17 protein-coding genes are annotated in these 16,387 nt (G+C 57.4%); 5 read left to right on the forward strand and 12 right to left on the reverse strand.

The features are described 5' to 3' along the window. Positions 1–222: 222 nt before the first annotated feature. Complete coding sequence (locus FO014_RS12150) at positions 223–462, forward strand: hypothetical protein (RefSeq protein WP_160029704.1); 240 nt, start codon at positions 223–225, stop codon at positions 460–462. A 68-nt stretch (positions 463–530) separates the two neighbouring features. Here FO014_RS12150 and fis read toward each other — a convergent pair whose 3' ends face one another. From fis to acuI, 12 genes are all read right to left on the reverse strand, one after another. Then, entirely contained in the window at positions 531–827 is a 297-nt protein-coding gene (gene fis / locus FO014_RS12155; RefSeq protein ID WP_000462905.1) for a DNA-binding transcriptional regulator Fis, read from the reverse strand. Positions 828–846: 19 nt separating this feature from the next. Continuing rightward, positions 847–1,812 carry a tRNA dihydrouridine synthase DusB gene (gene dusB / locus FO014_RS12160; RefSeq protein ID WP_099050014.1) on the reverse strand — a complete coding sequence of 322 codons (966 nt, stop codon included), beginning with the start codon at positions 1,810–1,812 and terminating at the stop codon, positions 847–849. 368 nt (positions 1,813–2,180) lie between these two features. After that, complete coding sequence (locus tag FO014_RS12165) at positions 2,181–2,915, reverse strand: carbonic anhydrase (protein WP_160029705.1); 735 nt, start codon at positions 2,913–2,915, stop codon at positions 2,181–2,183. A 197-nt stretch (positions 2,916–3,112) separates the two neighbouring features. Next, positions 3,113–3,994 (reverse strand): 50S ribosomal protein L11 methyltransferase, encoded by an 882-nt coding sequence (gene prmA / locus FO014_RS12170; RefSeq protein ID WP_160029706.1) that lies wholly within the window; start codon positions 3,992–3,994, stop codon positions 3,113–3,115. Positions 3,995–4,005: 11 nt separating this feature from the next. Beyond that, positions 4,006–5,451, reverse strand: coding sequence for a sodium/pantothenate symporter (gene panF / locus FO014_RS12175; RefSeq protein WP_160029707.1), 1,446 nt, complete (start codon positions 5,449–5,451; stop codon positions 4,006–4,008). Next, positions 5,441–5,683, reverse strand: a complete 243-nt coding sequence (locus FO014_RS12180; RefSeq protein WP_160029708.1) for a YhdT family protein — start codon at positions 5,681–5,683, stop codon at positions 5,441–5,443. The genes panF and FO014_RS12180 overlap by 11 nt, the downstream gene beginning before the upstream one ends. Before the next feature lie 200 nt (positions 5,684–5,883). Continuing rightward, the gene (gene accC / locus FO014_RS12185; protein ID WP_160029709.1) at positions 5,884–7,227 is read right to left on the reverse strand and encodes an acetyl-CoA carboxylase biotin carboxylase subunit; all 1,344 of its coding nucleotides are present in this window, start codon (positions 7,225–7,227) and stop codon (positions 5,884–5,886) included. Positions 7,228–7,238: 11 nt separating this feature from the next. Then, complete coding sequence (accB, locus tag FO014_RS12190; protein WP_160029710.1) at positions 7,239–7,703, reverse strand: acetyl-CoA carboxylase biotin carboxyl carrier protein; 465 nt, start codon at positions 7,701–7,703, stop codon at positions 7,239–7,241. 32 nt (positions 7,704–7,735) lie between these two features. After that, positions 7,736–8,188, reverse strand: coding sequence for a type II 3-dehydroquinate dehydratase (gene aroQ, locus FO014_RS12195; protein ID WP_160031406.1), 453 nt, complete (start codon positions 8,186–8,188; stop codon positions 7,736–7,738). A 233-nt stretch (positions 8,189–8,421) separates the two neighbouring features. Then, positions 8,422–9,021 carry a protein-methionine-sulfoxide reductase heme-binding subunit MsrQ gene (gene msrQ / locus FO014_RS12200; RefSeq protein WP_160029711.1) on the reverse strand — a complete coding sequence of 200 codons (600 nt, stop codon included), beginning with the start codon at positions 9,019–9,021 and terminating at the stop codon, positions 8,422–8,424. Beyond that, the gene (gene msrP, locus FO014_RS12205; protein ID WP_160029712.1) at positions 9,022–10,023 is read right to left on the reverse strand and encodes a protein-methionine-sulfoxide reductase catalytic subunit MsrP; all 1,002 of its coding nucleotides are present in this window, start codon (positions 10,021–10,023) and stop codon (positions 9,022–9,024) included. A gap of 126 nt (positions 10,024–10,149) precedes the next feature. Continuing rightward, entirely contained in the window at positions 10,150–11,127 is a 978-nt protein-coding gene (gene acuI, locus FO014_RS12210; RefSeq protein ID WP_160029713.1) for an acrylyl-CoA reductase (NADPH), read from the reverse strand. Positions 11,128–11,489: 362 nt separating this feature from the next. On the opposite strand from acuI, the gene csrD reads away from it, so the two are divergent. The 4 genes from csrD (at position 11,490) to mreD (ending at position 16,375) form a co-directional block, all read left to right on the forward strand. Beyond that, entirely contained in the window at positions 11,490–13,424 is a 1,935-nt protein-coding gene (gene csrD, locus FO014_RS12215; RefSeq protein WP_160029714.1) for an RNase E specificity factor CsrD, read from the forward strand. 322 nt (positions 13,425–13,746) lie between these two features. Beyond that, positions 13,747–14,790 (forward strand): rod shape-determining protein MreB, encoded by a 1,044-nt coding sequence (mreB, locus tag FO014_RS12220; RefSeq protein WP_003855260.1) that lies wholly within the window; start codon positions 13,747–13,749, stop codon positions 14,788–14,790. An 83-nt stretch (positions 14,791–14,873) separates the two neighbouring features. Then, on the forward strand, positions 14,874–15,887 hold the full coding sequence (mreC, locus tag FO014_RS12225) for a rod shape-determining protein MreC (protein ID WP_160029715.1): 1,014 nt from the start codon (positions 14,874–14,876) through the stop codon (positions 15,885–15,887). Next, the gene (gene mreD, locus FO014_RS12230) at positions 15,887–16,375 is read left to right on the forward strand and encodes a rod shape-determining protein MreD (RefSeq protein ID WP_160029716.1); all 489 of its coding nucleotides are present in this window, start codon (positions 15,887–15,889) and stop codon (positions 16,373–16,375) included. Before mreC ends, mreD begins: the two co-directional genes overlap by 1 nt. The last annotated feature ends 12 nt before the right edge of the window (positions 16,376–16,387 follow it).

Below are 16,387 nucleotides of genomic sequence, written 5' to 3' on the forward strand. Positions count from 1 at the left end.
TAACTAAAACTTTACATTCGAAGGGCGAATCGCGCTGCGCATCGGTCGGGAAAGGCGTGACCGCGGCAATCTGAGGGGGCTCTAGGAATGGTCAGTATACCATACACTACGGCAGTATACAGGGGAGTGGGATGCGAAAAATCCTATTTAGCCGGCGTTCTGCGTGCGTATCTTGACCGAGATTATATCCCCGCTAGCCACTCGCATTTTAGAGGCGGAACCATGAAAATGAGGGGCAACTTTCCAGACACCCCTTCATCGCAGATGGATAACTCGACCGCAGATATCGTTGAGTTGGAAGCGGATTATCCGGATACGCTCAATGCGGAATTCGGCGCTCGTCGGGGGGATGACGTTACGTTGGAAGGATGGGGAACGACAACAAAGGATTTTTTGGCGCAGACCGGGCTATTAGCGACAAGCCATCTGCGGCAGGAGGTCGAATCATTGATCCGCGTATAGCCAGAAAAGAAAAAGGCGCTTATCAAATGAGATAAAGCGCCTTTTTGCAACACGTTAACTGACTAGTATCAGTTCATGCCGTATTTTTTCAGTTTCTTGCGCAGCGTACCGCGGTTGATGCCCATCATCAGGGCTGCACGGGTCTGGTTGCCACGGGTGTATTGCATCACCATGTCCAACAGTGGCTGTTCAACTTCAGCCAGTACCAGCTCATACAGGTCATTCACATCTTGACCGTTCAGTTGAGCAAAATAGTTCTTCAGTGCTTGTTTAACCGAGTCACGCAGAGGCTTTTGAGTCACTTGATCCTGTGAGTTTACGGTAGAAACGGTCAGTACGTCAGAATTTACGCGTTGTTCGAACATAGTTCTGTCAGCTCTTTTTTTACGCTAGATTTTCGAAATATGCCTCCAACGCCTCCAGCTGTTCGCTGGCATCCTCTATGGCGTTGAATGTGCGCCGAAACTGGTCATTTGGGGCATGCTCCTGGAGATACCAGGATACGTGCTTTCGAGCAATCCGGAATCCCTTGCCTTGGCCGTAAAAGCCGTGCAATTCCCGAATATGTCCGATCAACAAGCGCTTCACCTCGCCAAGCGGCAACGGCGGCAGCAGCTCCCCTGTGTCCAGATAATGCTGGATTTCCCGGAAGATCCAGGGTCTCCCCTGAGCAGCGCGGCCTATCATCAGGGCGTCGGCCCCGGTGTAGTCGAGCACTGCTCTGGCTTTATGCGGGTCAGTAATATCCCCATTCGCAATAATCGGAATGGAAACGTTCTGCTTAACTGCCCGAATGCTGTCGTATTCCGCGTCGCCGTTAAACAGGCAGGCGCGGGTTCGGCCATGAATCGTCAGGGCCTGAATACCACAGTCTTCGGCCAATTGGGCAATCTCTACACAGTTACGGTGTTCCGGCGCCCAGCCGGTACGGATTTTCAGCGTCACCGGCACATCCACGGCGTTAACCACCGCCAGGAGGATCTGTTTAACCAGATCCGGGTGCTGCAGCAAGGCAGACCCTGCAAGTTTCCGGTTCACCTTTTTAGCCGGGCAACCCATATTGATGTCGATGATCTGTGCACCACCGGCGACGTTAATCTGCGCGGCGGCGGCCATATCATCCGGAACGCTGCCGGCGATTTGCACGGAGCGAATCCCAGGTTCATCGCTATGAACCATGCGCAGACGCGACTTATCCGTCCGCCACACCTCCGGATTGGAGGAGAGCATTTCGGATACAGCCATCCCAGCCCCCATTGCATGACACAAGGTTCTGAATGGGCGATCTGTAATGCCGGCCATCGGGGCCGCAATCAGGCAATTTGTTAACTGGTGGTGTCCAATGCGCATAGACAAAGAATGACCGTACTGTGTCCGCAAGGGCGCGTATATTACGCATTTTTTCGCCGAGATGAAAGGCCAAACTTTGACCAATTTGCTGCAGTCTCTCAATAAAAATGAGGTTAACAGTGAAGGGGGAAGATATTATATATATTTAACAATGGTTTGGCTAATTGTGCTTATTTTGTGTTCAGGTAAATAATCACCAAACAACAGAATTTTATCTGTAAATGTCGTGTGTTTAGATGGGGATTACTAAGAACCGGCATGGTTTATCAGGGTAATACTTTGCCTTGGTCGCTGGGTATGCGGTAAGTCGCATGGCGAGTGACTGTGCTATGTGGCCTTTCAGCGCCAGTGAAAGGCCAGCTCGAACTCTAATCGATGATGATACGGCCATTCAGTGGCTGTATAGGGCGATTGTTAGTGTGGTGAATCACGGAGGTGAATTGAGAGATTTGTTGCGCAGAGGCGGTGGCCGGTTTATTCAGCACCATCCAAATGACACCTTCGGAGCACGGTGGTGTGGTCAGCGATCCGCTAAAGCGAAAATAGTTAAATTTTTTCGGCAGCAAGGCTTTGATATCCATCGGGGGAAACAGCGCGGCCGTTTTGCCCACATCGGTAGGCATTTGTTTCCAGGCCTGTGCTAACTGCGTATTGGCGGCTCCCTGGTTAAACATTAATGCTAATACCGCCAAGGCACCGCCGTTATCTTGATAGACAAAATGTGCTTCCAGTGGGAAGCGTTTACCGTCGATCTCGTTTTCACTCGGTGAGTGGAAGTGGAACTGCTGCAGCGTGTAGGTCGTGTTGTCCAACGTCAACGTATTCCCTTCGCTGACATTGATTTGAATGCTGTGGCCGTTGTTGGCGATCTGCTGTTTGCCGGGTTGGAAAGTAAGATTTAATTTACCATGGTGGGTTTTCAGCGCGCTTTGAATATTGACAGGCGATTGGTTTTTTCCGGTACTGCACAGCGAGAAATCCTGCGTGAGTTTACCCCAGTGGTCCGGGCCTTCATCGCCGTCGTAACTCCAATGCGTATGTTCCACCGCAGTGACCGAGAAGCTGCTTACCAGCATGGCGATAATCAGTAATCTACTTTTCATTTCCAATCCCTTTAAAAACGACAACGTATAAGTATTTAGATCGACGACGCCAGCTCCTGAGCGCCGTTATTCTGTTCCATGCAGGATAATACGCTTATCATTTTTATGGGTAAATAAAAGGGTACAGGGGGAAAAACAAGAAATCCACCGGAAGTGATTAAATTTCCAGTGGATTTTTCATAAGAAAGAAAACGAAATTATTTACGTCGGCCGGTGATACGGCACCACTCTTCCCGTTCGGCGACCGGATCGAGTTCGAAGATATCCTGATAGGCTTCCGCCACGCTCTGCGCCTGGGTGGCCAGTACGCCGGACAGGCCGAGATACCCGCCGGATTTCGGCAGGCAGCTAATCAGCGGCGCCAGTTCGCGTAGCGGGCCGGCCAGAATATTGGCGACCACCACGTCGGCCTGCAGCTCAGCCGGCTGGTCTTGGGGCAGATACAGTTCCAGACGCTCAGAGACGCCGTTACGCTCCGCGTTGTCGCGGCTAGCCTGAATCGCCTGCGGGTCGATATCGATGCCGATGGCGCGCGCCGCGCCGAGTTTCAGCGCGGCAATCGCCAGAATGCCGGAACCGCAGCCGAAATCAATCACGGTTTTGCCGGCCAGATCGAGGCCGTCGAGCCACTGCAGACACAGCGAGGTGGTCGGGTGCGTGCCGGTGCCGAAGGCCAGGCCCGGGTCCAGCATGACATTGACCGCGTCCGGGTCGGGCACGTCGCGCCAGCTTGGGCAGATCCACAGGCGTTCGCCAAAACGCATCGGATGGAAGTTATCCATCCACTCGCGCTCCCAGTCTTTATCTTCCAACTGTTCGATCTTATGGCGGAAACCGGCGCCCAGCAGCGGGTGATGCTCCAGCATGGCGACCACTGCGGTCATATCGGTTTGGGCGTCGTACAGGCCGATAACGTCGGTGTCGCCCCACAGCAGGGTTTCGCCGGGCAGCGGCTCGAACACCGGGTTGTCGTGGGTGTCCTGAAAGGTCACCGAGACCGCGCCGCTTTCAACCAGCGCATCGCTCAGCGCTTCCGCCTGGTTGCCGGTGGTGTTCAGTTTTAGTTGGATCCAAGGCATAACAATTCTCTTTAAGAAGATAAAGATGACGCCGGGCGGCGTTTTTCGCCGACCAGGTTACCAATGTAAAACGCCAGCAGACTGACCAGCAGCGCGGGCACGATGGGGTGCAGGCCCGCGAGCTGCAGATTGAAGCTGGCTAATAGCGTATAGCATACCGCACCTGCCGCCATTGAGCTAAGGGCGCCCTGCGCATTGGCGCGCTGCCAGTACAGGCCCAGCACCAGCGGCCACAGGAATACCGCCTCCAGACCGCCGAAGGCCAGCAGATTCAGCCAGATGATCATTTCCGGCGGCCGCCAGGCGGCCAGCAGCACCAGCAGCCCAAGCACCAGCGTAGTCAGGCTGGAGAAACGCTTGATCAGCGTCTCGTTCTGCTGTTGTTGCGGCCGGACGCCAAGATACAGATCCTTGATGATGGTGGCGGACGACTGCAGCAGCTGCGCGTTAATGGTCGACATAATGGCCGCCATCGGCGCGGCCAGGAAGATGCCGGCGGCGTACGGCGGCAAGACGGTGACCATCAGCGTCGGGATCACCTGATCGGGCACCTGGAGATCCGGCAGTACGGCGCGGCCCAGCGCGCCGGCCAGGTGCATGCCGAACATCAGCAGCGCCACGACGATGGTGCCGAGCACGATGCCGCGGTGCACCGCCTTGCTGTCCTTATAGGAGATACAGCGTACGGCGGTGTGCGGCAGGCCGATGACGCCGAAGCAGACCAGGATCCAGAAGGACACCATAAAGGGCAGGCTGAGGATCTGCTCGCCGCCCTGTGGCGACACCAGCGCCGGGTCGATCTGCTGCAGTTTATCGACGGCCACGTGCAGGCCGCCGGCGGCATGGATCACGCCGGCCAGCAGCAAAGCGGTGCCCAGCAGCATCACCAGCCCCTGCATGGCGTCATTCAGCACGCTGGCGCGAAAACCGCCGAAGGCGGTGTACAGCGCGATACTGACGCCGAAAATCAGCAGGCCGCTGTCGTACGGTACGCCCGCCGCGGTTTCCAGCAGGCGGGCGCCGCCGATAAACTGCACCGTCATGGCGCCGAGGAAGGCGACCAACAGGCTCAGGCTGGCCAGCCACACCAGCAGGCGGCTCTGATAACGGGCGAACAGCATATCGTTGAGGGTGATGGCGTTGTAGCGCCGCGCCAGGATGGCGAATTTTTTACCGAGCACGCCCAGCGACAGCCATACCGCCGGCAGCTGGATCATCGCCAGCAGCACCCAGCCGAGGCCGTATTTGTAGGCGGCGCCGGGGCCGCCGATAAACGAACTGGCGCTGATGTAAGTGGCGGTCAGGGTCATCGCCAGCACAAAGCCGCCCATCGAACGGTTGCCGAGAAAATATTCGCTGAGGAAGTTACCGCTCTGCCGGCGGCGATAGGCGTATATCGACAGGCCGAATACCAGCAGCAGGTAGGCGACCAGCGGTACGATCACTTCAGTTTTCATCGTGGTCCTCCAGCGGAATATCGCGGAAGATGACGCGCACCATCAGCCAGCACAGGATGATGAACAGCAGCGGAACCAGCAAACAGGCCATTTCGAACCAGTGCGGCAGGCCGGTGACGCCGATTCGGCTGTCCGGCAGATAGGCGGCCAGCGCCCAGGCCAGCACGTAGAAGAGGGTCAGACCCAGCGCCCAGCGCGCTTCGCGGTGAGCCTGAATAAAGCGTTTTTCCATCCGTTTCTCCCCCCCTAACCCATGTATTGCCGCGTATAACGCCGGCGTGAAATGCATCGGGCAGAGGCTTATGGCTATGGATTTACCAGAGGAAGGGGATTGTACGACAAGCACGGCGTTTGCCAAGCGCTTCAGTCGTAAAGAAAAGGGCCGGTGGAACACCGGCCCTGGTCAGATGACGTAAGAGGCTAAAGCGTGCGTTACTGCAGGCCCAGCTTCTTCTCCAGATAGTGGATGTTGGTGCCACCATGCTGGAAGTTTTCGTCATTCATGATTTTTTGCTGCAGTTCAACGTTGGTTTTAATCCCGTCGATGATCAGTTCAGCCAACGCATTTTTCATGCGGGCAATCGCCACGTCACGGTTTTCACCGTAGGTGATCAGCTTGCCAATCATGGAGTCATAGTACGGCGGCACGCTGTAGCCGGCGTAGATATGCGACTCCCAACGCACGCCGAAACCGCCTGGCGCGTGGAAACGGGTGATCTTGCCCGGGCTTGGCAGGAAGGTATTCGGGTCTTCGGCGTTGATACGGCATTCCACCGCGTGGCCCTGAATCTTCACTTCTTCCTGTTTGATCGACAGCGGCTGACCGGCAGCGATACGCAGCTGCTCTTTGATCAGATCCACGCCGGTGATCATTTCGGTAACCGGGTGCTCCACCTGAATACGGGTGTTCATTTCAATGAAATAGAACTCGCCGTTTTCGAATAGGAACTCGAACGTACCCGCGCCGCGGTAGCCGATATCCACACAGGCTTTGGAGCAGCGTTCGCCGATATAGCGGCGCAGTTCCGGCGTGATGCCCGGTGCCGGCGCTTCTTCCACCACTTTCTGGTGACGGCGCTGCATGGAGCAGTCGCGTTCCGCCAGATAGATAGCGTTGCCCTGGCCGTCGGCCAATACCTGGATCTCGATATGGCGTGGATTTTCCAGGTATTTTTCCATGTACACCATGTCGTTGTTGAAAGCCGCTTTGGCTTCCGCTTTCGTCATGTTGATGGACTGTTCGAGCTCTTTATCGCTGCGCACAACGCGCATGCCGCGGCCGCCGCCGCCGCCGGACGCCTTGATAATGACCGGGTAGCCGATGCGTTTGGCAAAGGCGCGGTTCTTATCCATATCGTCGGTCAGCGGGCCGTCGGAGCCGGGTACGCAAGGCACGCCGGCTTTCTTCATGGCGTTGATGGCGGAAACCTTGTCGCCCATCAGGCGAATGGTGTCTGCTTTCGGGCCGATAAAGATAAAGCCGGAGCGTTCAACCTGCTCGGCGAAGTCGGCGTTTTCCGACAGGAAGCCGTAGCCAGGGTGAATGGCTACCGCGCCGGTGATCTCCGCCGCAGCGATGATCGCCGGGATGTTCAGATAGCTTTTGACTGACGGCGCGGGACCAATGCACACGGTCTCGTCGGCCAGCAGTACGTGTTTCAGATCGCGATCCGCCGCCGAGTGCACGGCCACGGTCTTGATGCCCAGTTCTTTACAGGCACGCAGGATACGAAGCGCGATCTCGCCGCGGTTGGCGATAACAATTTTATCAAGCATGGTGCGCCTCGTTATTCGATGACGACCAGTGGCTCGTCATATTCAACCGGTTGACCGTTTTCCACCAGGATGGCTTTCACCACGCCGGATTTGTCGGCTTCGATCTGGTTCATCATTTTCATTGCTTCAACGATGCACAGCGTGTCGCCGGCGTTGACTTTCTGACCCACTTCCACGAAGGCTTTCGCATCCGGGCTTGGGGTGCGGTAGAAGGTGCCTACCATTGGGGAACGAACGATATGGCCACTCACGGCTGCGGCAGCGGCAGGCGCTTCGGCTTCGGCGGCAGCGACGGCGGTGGCCAGCGCTGGAGCCGGCTGTGCCGGTGCGGCATAGGCCTGCTGCATGACTGGGTAAGCCTGCGCCGGCGCGGCGCGACTGATGCGAACTGACTCTTCGCCTTCAGCAATTTCCAGTTCAGAAATACCTGATTCTTCAACCAGTTCGATCAGCTTCTTGATTTTACGAATATCCATGAGTGTGATTCCGTACTCTTTTTGTGGAGCAATTAGTGGGTTTTTGACAGACGATTAACCGCTGCCTGTAAAGCAAATGTGTAACCGTCCGCGCCGAGTCCGCAGATCACGCCTACTGCAATATCAGACAGATAGGAGTGATGGCGGAAGGGCTCGCGGGCATGCACGTTGGACAGGTGGATCTCGATAAACGGGATTTGCACCGCCAACAGCGCATCGCGCAGCGCCACGCTGGTATGGGTGAACGCCGCCGGGTTAATCAGAATGAAATCTGTGTTGCCGCGCGCCTGATGAATGCGATCGATCAGCGCGTGTTCAGCATTGGACTGCAGATGGCTTAGGGCGATGCCCAACGCGGAGGCCTGATTCTCTAATCCGTTTACGATCTCTGCCAGCGTTGTGCTGCCGTATTTCTCCGGCTCGCGGGTCCCCAGCAGGTTCAGATTAGGGCCATTCAGAAGCAAAATGTGAGACTTGTCCGCCATTGTGCTGGTATCTCCGGCAATAAAACCATCATCGTTCAACATAACCCGATGTTACCGATTTGTCACCTTTTTCGGGGAAAAATCACGCTGTCCTTCAGGACAAGGTCGGGCATTATAACGATATCGTAGCAATTCGCAGCTAAATACTGGTCTTATCAGCGAAGATATTCAACCCCTAATTGGCCGGGGTTACCCGGTTCTGTGAGATCGCACGGTGCGGAAGATGACGGTTTCTAACGCCACCAGGCGCGGAATTTCGGGTAACGCCACGCTAACAACAGCAATGCCAGCAGCGCGTAGATCAGCGGCTGAGGGGAAATGATTTTTACCGACCAAAGGTAGTGTATCGGCGTCAGAATCGCCACCAGATAGACGAAATTGTGCAGCCGCTGCCAGTTTTTTCCCAGGCTGCGCATCGCCCGTTGGGTCGAGGTTGCCGCCAGCGCCAGCAACAGCAGCCAGCTGACGATGCCGAGCGTCAGGTAGGGGCGTTCGAGCAGTTCCCGGCCGAGCAGCGCAATATTATTCAGCCCCAGTTCCAGGGTGGCGTAGCTGAGCAGGTGCAGCGTCGCCCAGGCAAAACACCACAGCCCCAGCAGCCGGCGGCAGCGCATCAGCATCGCCTGGCGGCTGTAGCGCGCCAGCGGGGCGACCAGCAGGGTGAGCAGCAGCAGTTTCAGCGCCATACGCCCGGTAAAATGCTGGATGTCCTTGGCCGGGTCGGCGCTCAGCCAGCCCTGATCGATCGCCAGCACCAGCCACGGCAGCGGCAGGAAGGCGGCCAGATGAATCGCGGCTTTCAGCCATTTGATATGCACAGGTTTTAAACGCACTCAGAAATTCTCCCGTAGGTTCATGCCGCGATACAGCGAAGCGACCCGATCGCCATAGCCGTTAAACAGCAGCGTGGGCTGACGTTTCACATCCAGAATGCCGCCGGCGCCGATAAAGCGCTCGCTGGCCTGCGACCAGCGCGGGTGATTAACCTGAGGATTGACGTTGGCGTAAAAACCGTACTCATTGGGCGCCGACAGGTTCCAGGTGGTCGGCGGCTGGTCACGGGTCAGGCGGATATGCACGATGGACTTGATGCCCTTGAAGCCGTATTTCCAGGGGGTGATCAGCCGCAGCGGCGCGCCGTTCTGCGGCGGCAGCGTTTTGCCGTACACGCCCACCGTCAGCAGCGCCAGCGGGTGCATGGCCTCGTCCAGACGTAAGCCTTCTACGTACGGATACTGCAGGCCGCCGCCGATAAAGCGGTCTTTCTGCCCCGGCATCTGCTCCGGATCGTAGAGCGTCTGGAAGGCGACAAAGCGCGCGTTGCTGTTTGGCTCGGCCAGCTTCAGCAGTTTGCCCAGTTCAAAACCGATCCACGGTACCACCATCGACCAGGCTTCCACACAGCGCATCCGATAAATGCGCTGTTCCAGCGGGAAGCGTTTCATCAGATCGTCGATATCGAGCGTCAGCGGTTTGGCCACCTCGCCGTCGATACGCACTTTCCAGCCTCCGGTCTTCAAACCGCCGGCGTTGGCGGCCGGATCGGCCTTATCCAGCCCGAACTCGTAGAAATTGTTGTAACCGGTGACTTTATCTTCCGGCGTCATTGCCAGCTTGGCCTGCCACTGTGGCGGCCGGCTGAATTCCAGCGCTTTGCCCGGCGGCGCTTTGGGGCGATCGTTGCCTTTAAACCAGGAGAGCAGATCGGCCTGGGCGCTAAGCGGCAGCGCCAGCGACGCGGCGCTAATCCCCAATGCCTGCAGCACTTTTCTGCGCTGATGGAACACGCTTTCCGGCGTGGCGTCAGCCTCGGTTAGTTGATGTACCTTTTTCATTAGCCTGTCCTCCACGGTGATGCGTTAAGCATGGCGTGAAAGCAGATCGGAAGCGAGATGCGGCGGGAAAATATGAAATTTCGCAGAACAGGGCGCGGGTGCGTCGGCGCGCACCCGCGGACGGCGTCAGCGGATTTTTACCAGCGTGCGTCCGGTGACTTTATTGTCGAGCAGGTCGCGGGCTGCGGCAGGCGCCTGGTCTAGAGTAATTTCCTGCGTGGCCTGCTGATAAAAGCTGTCCGGCAGGATGCCGGCCAGACGCTCCCAGGCGGTCTGGCGCTGATGCAGCGGCGTATGCACGGAGTCGATCCCCTGCAGGCGTACGTTGCGCAGGATAAACGGCATCACGGTGGTCGGCAGCTGGTAGCCGCCGGCTAGTCCGCAGGCGGCGACGGTGCCGTTATAGTTCATCTGCGCCAGCACGCCGGCCAGCAATTTATCGCCGACGGTGTCAACGGCGCCGGCCCAGCGCTGTTTTTCCAGCGGACGCGGCGCTTCGATGTAGTCACTGCGCGGCAGTACCTCTTTGGCCCCCAGGGTTTTCAGGTAGTCGGTATTGCTGTCGCGGCCGCTGATGGCGGTCACTCGGTAACCGAGCGCCGACAGCACGGCGATGGCAGTGCTGCCGACGCCGCCGCTGGCGCCGGTTACCAGCACGTCTCCATCATCCGGGCGCACGCCGCCGTCTTCCAGCGCCATCACGCACAGCATGGCGGTCAAGCCGGCGGTGCCGATGATCATCGCCTGGCGTTCATCGAGCCCTTTCGGCAACGGCACCAGCCATTCACCGGTGACGCGCGCCTGCTCCGCCAGGCCGCCCCAATGGTTTTCTCCGACGCCCCAGCCGGTCAGCACCACGCTTTGCCCTTCGCTGAAGCGCGGATCTTTGCTGCTGCGTACCGTGCCGGCGAAATCAATCCCCGGCACCATCGGGAAGTGGCGGACGATTTTACCTTTACCGGTGATGGCCAGCGCATCTTTATAGTTGAGGCTGGACCAGTTCACATCGACCGTTACGTCGCCTTCCGGCAAGCGGTCGTCGTCGATATCCTGCACCTGGCTGATGATTTGCTCGCCGTGTTGTTCCAGTAATAATGCGCGCATGTCACTGTCCTCTTGTTTATCTCGGTTTGCTGGCATGTTGCCGAGTCATGACCTCAGTCATAAAGATCGCGAGAATAATTCATTAAAATGATGCTTTAATCCAACTCATTTGACTATATGCATAATAGGTAAGTGATGCTCTGATAAAGAACAAAAAATTACCGTTTAAAGGTTCCTTTCCGCGGCGAGGCTTGGTAGCTTGGATGCGCTTGAATCCGGCCGTAATGTTCCTGGCGGTATTCTGAAAAAACAGACAGTTAACCATAAAATCGGGTTATGCTGTTGCACCTTTATCGGTAGGCTGGCACCTTTTTGTTTCAATGGGTGCATACTCACTTAACCATAGCGGACAAGGCACAGGGATGCGATTTACCACCAAACTCTCTGCACTGATCACCCTGCTCGTTGCGCTGGCCATGTTCTTTATGCTGATGGGGTGCTCATACAGCTTCTTTTATGTCACTCAGGAGCGCATGGAGCGCCGCTTCGATGCGCTGGTCACTTCGCTTGACCAGTCGATGCTGCATAGCTCGCTGCAGGCGCAGACACAGTGGCTGCCGCTGGTGATGAGGCCGCTCGGCATTGTGGAACTGCGCGTTGAAAGCGCCAGCGGCATTCTGCTCAACTATGAACTGCCCGTGTTGACGGGCGAGCCCAGAGCCGCGCCCCGCAGCCATCGCTATACCTCTTTGCCGCTGATGCAACACCCCGGCAGTACGCTGAATATCACTTATCTCGATCCCTTCGCCAGCGATGGCTATTCGCTGCGTTCGACGCTGGCTGTCACGCTGGCGATTGTCGTCATGCTGGTGGTGCTGCTGTTCAGCCTGCGCTGGCTGCGTGAACAGGCCGCCGGCGAAGATCGCCTGGCCTGGCGGGCGCGGCGCATTTTGAACGGTGAGCGTGAAGAGGTGATGCAGGGCGACATGCGGGAGTGGCCGCCGAGCGTCAGCAGCGCGCTGGATCGCCTGCTGGCGGATCTGGCCGAGGCGCGTGAGGAGCGGACGCGGGTGGATACCCTGATCCGCGCTTTTGCCGCCCAGGATGCCAAAACCGGGCTGAATAACCGTCTGTTTTTCGATAACCAATTGACCACGCAACTGGAAGAAGAAGGGTCGCATGGTATTGTGATGATGGTGCGCCTGCCGGATTTTGAAACGCTGCGTGAAACCCATGGCGCCGCAATGGTGCAGGAATTGATGTATTCGCTGGTCAATCTGCTGTCTACTTTTGTGCTGCGCTATCCTTCGGCGCTGCTGGCGCGCTATTTCCACAGCGATTTTACCGTACTGCTGCCGCACCGCACGCTGAAAGAGGCGGATGGCATTGCCGCACAGTTAGTGAACGCTATCGATGCGTTGCCTGCTACGCCGCTGATTGAGCGCGAAGCTTTTTTGCATATCGGCATTGTTGCCTACCGCAGCGGCCAGACGACCGAACAGGTGATCGACCGTGCCGAACAGGCAACGCGCCACGCTACGCTGCAGGGCGAAAACGGCTGGTATGTGTACGACAGTCAGGTGCCGGAGATGGGGCGCGGCAGCGTGAAGTGGCGTACTCTGCTGGAGCAGATGTTGGAGCGGGGCGGCCCGCGGCTGTATCAAAAGCCGGCGGTGACGGTGAAGGGCGAGGTGCACCACCGGGAAATAATGAGTCGTGTTTATGATGGTTCTCAAGAACTGCTCCCTGCTGAATATATGCCGCTGGTGAAACAGTTCGGGCTGGCGGAGCGTTACGATCGTCTGCAGGTGAGCCGGCTCATACCGCTGCTGGCGCTGTGGCCGGAAGAGACGCTGGCGTTTCCGCTGTGTGTTGATTCATTATTACAGCGCTCGTTCCAGAACTGGCTGCGCGATACGTTGTTACAGTGCGAAAAAAGTCATCGGCGACGCATTCTGATTGAACTTGCAGAGGCGGATGTATGTCAACATATCGACCGTTTACGCCCGGTGCTGCGTCTGATCGCGGGACTGGGCTGCCGTCTGGCGGTGTCACAGGCGGGGTTAACCGTGGTCAGTACCGCGTATATCAAGTCGTTGCAGGTGGAGATCGTGAAACTGCATCCCGGCTTGGTGCGCAGTATTGATAAACGCGACGAGAACCAGCTATTTGTTCAGAGTCTATCTAGCGCGTGCGAAGGCACCAGCGCGCGGCTGTTTGCTGCCAGCGTGCGCACGCGCAGCGAATGGCAGACATTAAAAGAGCGTGGGATCCATGGCGGACAGGGTGACTTTCTTGCCCCGCCGGAGCCGATTGACGTTGGGCGCAAAAAATATTCGCGTCGTTATCGCGTTTAACCTGAATATTTGCGCATTTTTCACGTAGAATAACCCGTCTTTTCCCGTCGGACGTTGGTAGGTGCTTACCACCAGTGATAATCAGGGAAAATGTTAGTTTTTATGAGCTGTGTTACGCCGTTTCGCGCGTTGACAGGGGTGGTAAACTGAACCTTGGTTCAGGGAATTCAGGCCTCATCCAATTTCCGTGCATTCGAGCAGTAATAATGCAGATTATTTTCACCGAAGTAGAACGTTTTTGCGCCTTGTCGCTGCTTCGTGTGGTTGGTAAAGTAGGCGGATTTTATTTTTCGCCCCCAGCTTGCAGGATTATCCTTTAGTTATGTTTAAGAAATTTCGTGGCATGTTTTCCAATGACTTGTCCATCGATTTGGGTACCGCCAATACCCTTATTTATGTTAAAGGGCAAGGCATTGTACTGAATGAACCGTCGGTGGTTGCCATTCGCCAGGATCGTGCCGGTTCACCGAAGAGCGTAGCGGCTGTGGGCCATGACGCTAAACAGATGCTGGGACGTACTCCCGGTAATATCGCAGCCATTCGTCCGATGAAAGACGGCGTCATCGCCGACTTCTTTGTGACCGAAAAAATGCTGCAGCACTTTATCAAGCAGGTGCACAGCAACAGCTTTATGCGCCCAAGCCCGCGCGTGCTGGTGTGCGTGCCGGTCGGCGCCACGCAGGTTGAGCGCCGCGCCATCCGCGAATCGGCGCAGGGCGCCGGCGCGCGCGAAGTGTTCCTGATTGAAGAGCCGATGGCGGCCGCTATCGGCGCCGGCCTGCCGGTTTCCGAAGCAACCGGTTCCATGGTGGTGGATATCGGCGGCGGCACCACGGAAGTGGCGGTGATCTCACTGAACGGCGTGGTGTACTCCTCGTCGGTGCGCATTGGCGGCGACCGCTTCGATGAAGCGATTATTAACTACGTGCGCCGCAACTACGGCTCGCTGATCGGTGAAGCTACCGCAGAACGCATCAAGCATGAGATCGGCTCGGCCTATCCGGGCGATGAAGTGCGTGAGATCGAAGTACGCGGCCGCAACCTGGCCGAAGGCGTACCGCGCGGTTTTACCCTGAACTCCAATGAAATCCTTGAAGCCCTGCAGGAGCCTCTGACCGGCATCGTCAGCGCGGTAATGGTGGCGCTGGAGCAGTGTCCGCCGGAGCTGGCTTCCGATATTTCGGAACGCGGCATGGTGCTGACCGGCGGCGGCGCGTTGCTGCGCAACCTGGATCGCCTGCTGATGGAAGAAACCGGCATTCCGGTCGTTGTTGCAGAAGATCCGCTGACCTGCGTGGCACGCGGCGGCGGCAAAGCGTTGGAAATGATCGACATGCACGGCGGCGATTTGTTCAGCGAAGAATAGTCAGCCCCTGGAAGGAGGTATCGTCTAAGATCAATGCATCTTGTACGCTGCCTCCTTCTGTTGTCGAGGAACTCGCATAATTTATGAAGCCGATTTTTAGCAGGGGGCCTTCCCTGCAACTGCGACTTTTTTTGGCGGTGATCGTGGCGATTGGCCTGATCGTTGCCGACAGCCGGCTCGGTACGTTCGTAAAAATACGAAACTATATGGATACCGCAGTCAGCCCTTTCTATTTTTTGGCCAACGGGCCGCGTAAGGTTCTGGACAGCGTCTCGGAAACGCTGGCTACTCGCCAACAGTTGGAACTCGAAAATCGCGCTTTGCGGCAAGAACTGCTGCTGAAAGGCAGCGATACCCTTCTTCTCGGCCAATTCAAGCAGGAAAATGCCCGCTTGCGTGAACTGCTCGGCTCGCCGCTGCGTCAGGACGAACAAAAAATGGTCACGCAGGTGATCTCGGCCGGCTCCGATCCGTACAGCGATCAGGTGGTGATCGATAAAGGCTCCGATAACGGCGTCTACGAGGGCCAACCGGTGATCAGCGATAAAGGGGTGGTCGGTCAGGTGGTGGCGGTGGCCAAATACACCAGCCGCGTGCTGCTGATTTGCGATGCCTCCCACGCGCTGCCGATTCAGGTGCTGCGTAACGATATTCGCGTGATTGCCGCCGGCAGCGGCTGTGCCGACGATCTGCAGCTGGAGCATCTGCCGGGCAACACCGATATCCGCGTGGGTGACGTGCTGGTGACCTCGGGGTTGGGGGGGCGCTTCCCGGAAGGTTATCCGGTGGCGGTGGTTTCCTCGGTGAAAGTGGACAACCAGCGCGCCTATACGGTGATTCAGGCGCGTCCGACCGCCGGTCTGCAGCGTCTGCGTTATCTGCTGCTGCTGTGGGGGGCCGATCGCAACGGCGATATGCCGCGTCAGCCGGAGGAAGTGCACCGTGTCGCCAACGAGCGTCTGATGCAGATGATGCCGCAGGTGCTGCCGTCGGCTGACGCCATGGGGCCGCCGGCGCCGGTGCCGGCACCTGCTACCGGCGCCGTGACGCCGCCGTCGGCGGCCGCCACGCCGCCCGCCGCCGCAGGAGCGCGCTGATGAACCGTTACCGTAGTCACGGGCGCTGGATCATCTGGCTCTCTTTCCTGATTGCGCTGGTGCTGCAGATTATGCCGTGGCCGGAGCAGATTTATATGTTCCGCCCTTCATGGGTGGTGCTGATTCTGATTTATTGGGTGATGGCTCTGCCGCACCGGGTCAACGTCGGCACCGGCTTTGTCTTGGGGCTGATCATGGATCTGATCCTGGGATCGACCCTGGGCGTGCGTGCGCTGGCGCTGGGCATTATCGCCTATCTGGTGGCGTTCAAATTTCAGCTGTTCCGCAATATGGCGCTGTGGCAGCAGGCGTTGATCGTGATGCTGCTGTCGCTGGCGATGGACGTGGTGGTGTTCTGGGTGGAGTTTTTAGTGATCAACGTCTCTTTCCGCCCGGAAGTGTTCTGGAGTAGTGTGGTTAACGGTATTTTATGGCCGTGGCTGTTCCTGCTGATGCGCAAGATTCGCCGCCAGTTCGCCGTACAATAACGACGTAACAAG

It is taken from the genome of Serratia rhizosphaerae, assembly GCF_009817885.1.
Lineage (GTDB): Bacteria > Pseudomonadota > Gammaproteobacteria > Enterobacterales > Enterobacteriaceae > Serratia_B > Serratia_B rhizosphaerae.

What these genes read in the sequence shown, in the direction of transcription:
- FO014_RS12165 (WP_160029705.1), bottom strand. Translation starts at nt 2,915, where the DNA reads ATGAAAAGTAGATTACTGATTATCGCCATGCTGGTAAGCAGCTTCTCG.
- accB (WP_160029710.1), bottom strand. Translation starts at nt 7,703, where the DNA reads ATGGATATTCGTAAAATCAAGAAGCTGATCGAACTGGTTGAAGAATCA.
- fis (WP_000462905.1), bottom strand. Translation starts at nt 827, where the DNA reads ATGTTCGAACAACGCGTAAATTCTGACGTACTGACCGTTTCTACCGTA.
- dusB (WP_099050014.1), bottom strand. Translation starts at nt 1,812, where the DNA reads ATGCGCATTGGACACCACCAGTTAACAAATTGCCTGATTGCGGCCCCG.
- accC (WP_160029709.1), bottom strand. Translation starts at nt 7,227, where the DNA reads ATGCTTGATAAAATTGTTATCGCCAACCGCGGCGAGATCGCGCTTCGT.
- mreC (WP_160029715.1), top strand. Translation starts at nt 14,874, where the DNA reads ATGAAGCCGATTTTTAGCAGGGGGCCTTCCCTGCAACTGCGACTTTTT.
- aroQ (WP_160031406.1), bottom strand. Translation starts at nt 8,188, where the DNA reads ATGGCGGACAAGTCTCACATTTTGCTTCTGAATGGCCCTAATCTGAAC.
- msrP (WP_160029712.1), bottom strand. Translation starts at nt 10,023, where the DNA reads ATGAAAAAGGTACATCAACTAACCGAGGCTGACGCCACGCCGGAAAGC.
- prmA (WP_160029706.1), bottom strand. Translation starts at nt 3,994, where the DNA reads ATGCCTTGGATCCAACTAAAACTGAACACCACCGGCAACCAGGCGGAA.
- mreB (WP_003855260.1), top strand. Translation starts at nt 13,747, where the DNA reads ATGTTTAAGAAATTTCGTGGCATGTTTTCCAATGACTTGTCCATCGAT.
- csrD (WP_160029714.1), top strand. Translation starts at nt 11,490, where the DNA reads ATGCGATTTACCACCAAACTCTCTGCACTGATCACCCTGCTCGTTGCG.
- FO014_RS12180 (WP_160029708.1), bottom strand. Translation starts at nt 5,683, where the DNA reads ATGGAAAAACGCTTTATTCAGGCTCACCGCGAAGCGCGCTGGGCGCTG.
- acuI (WP_160029713.1), bottom strand. Translation starts at nt 11,127, where the DNA reads ATGCGCGCATTATTACTGGAACAACACGGCGAGCAAATCATCAGCCAG.
- panF (WP_160029707.1), bottom strand. Translation starts at nt 5,451, where the DNA reads ATGAAAACTGAAGTGATCGTACCGCTGGTCGCCTACCTGCTGCTGGTA.
- FO014_RS12150 (WP_160029704.1), top strand. Translation starts at nt 223, where the DNA reads ATGAAAATGAGGGGCAACTTTCCAGACACCCCTTCATCGCAGATGGAT.
- mreD (WP_160029716.1), top strand. Translation starts at nt 15,887, where the DNA reads ATGAACCGTTACCGTAGTCACGGGCGCTGGATCATCTGGCTCTCTTTC.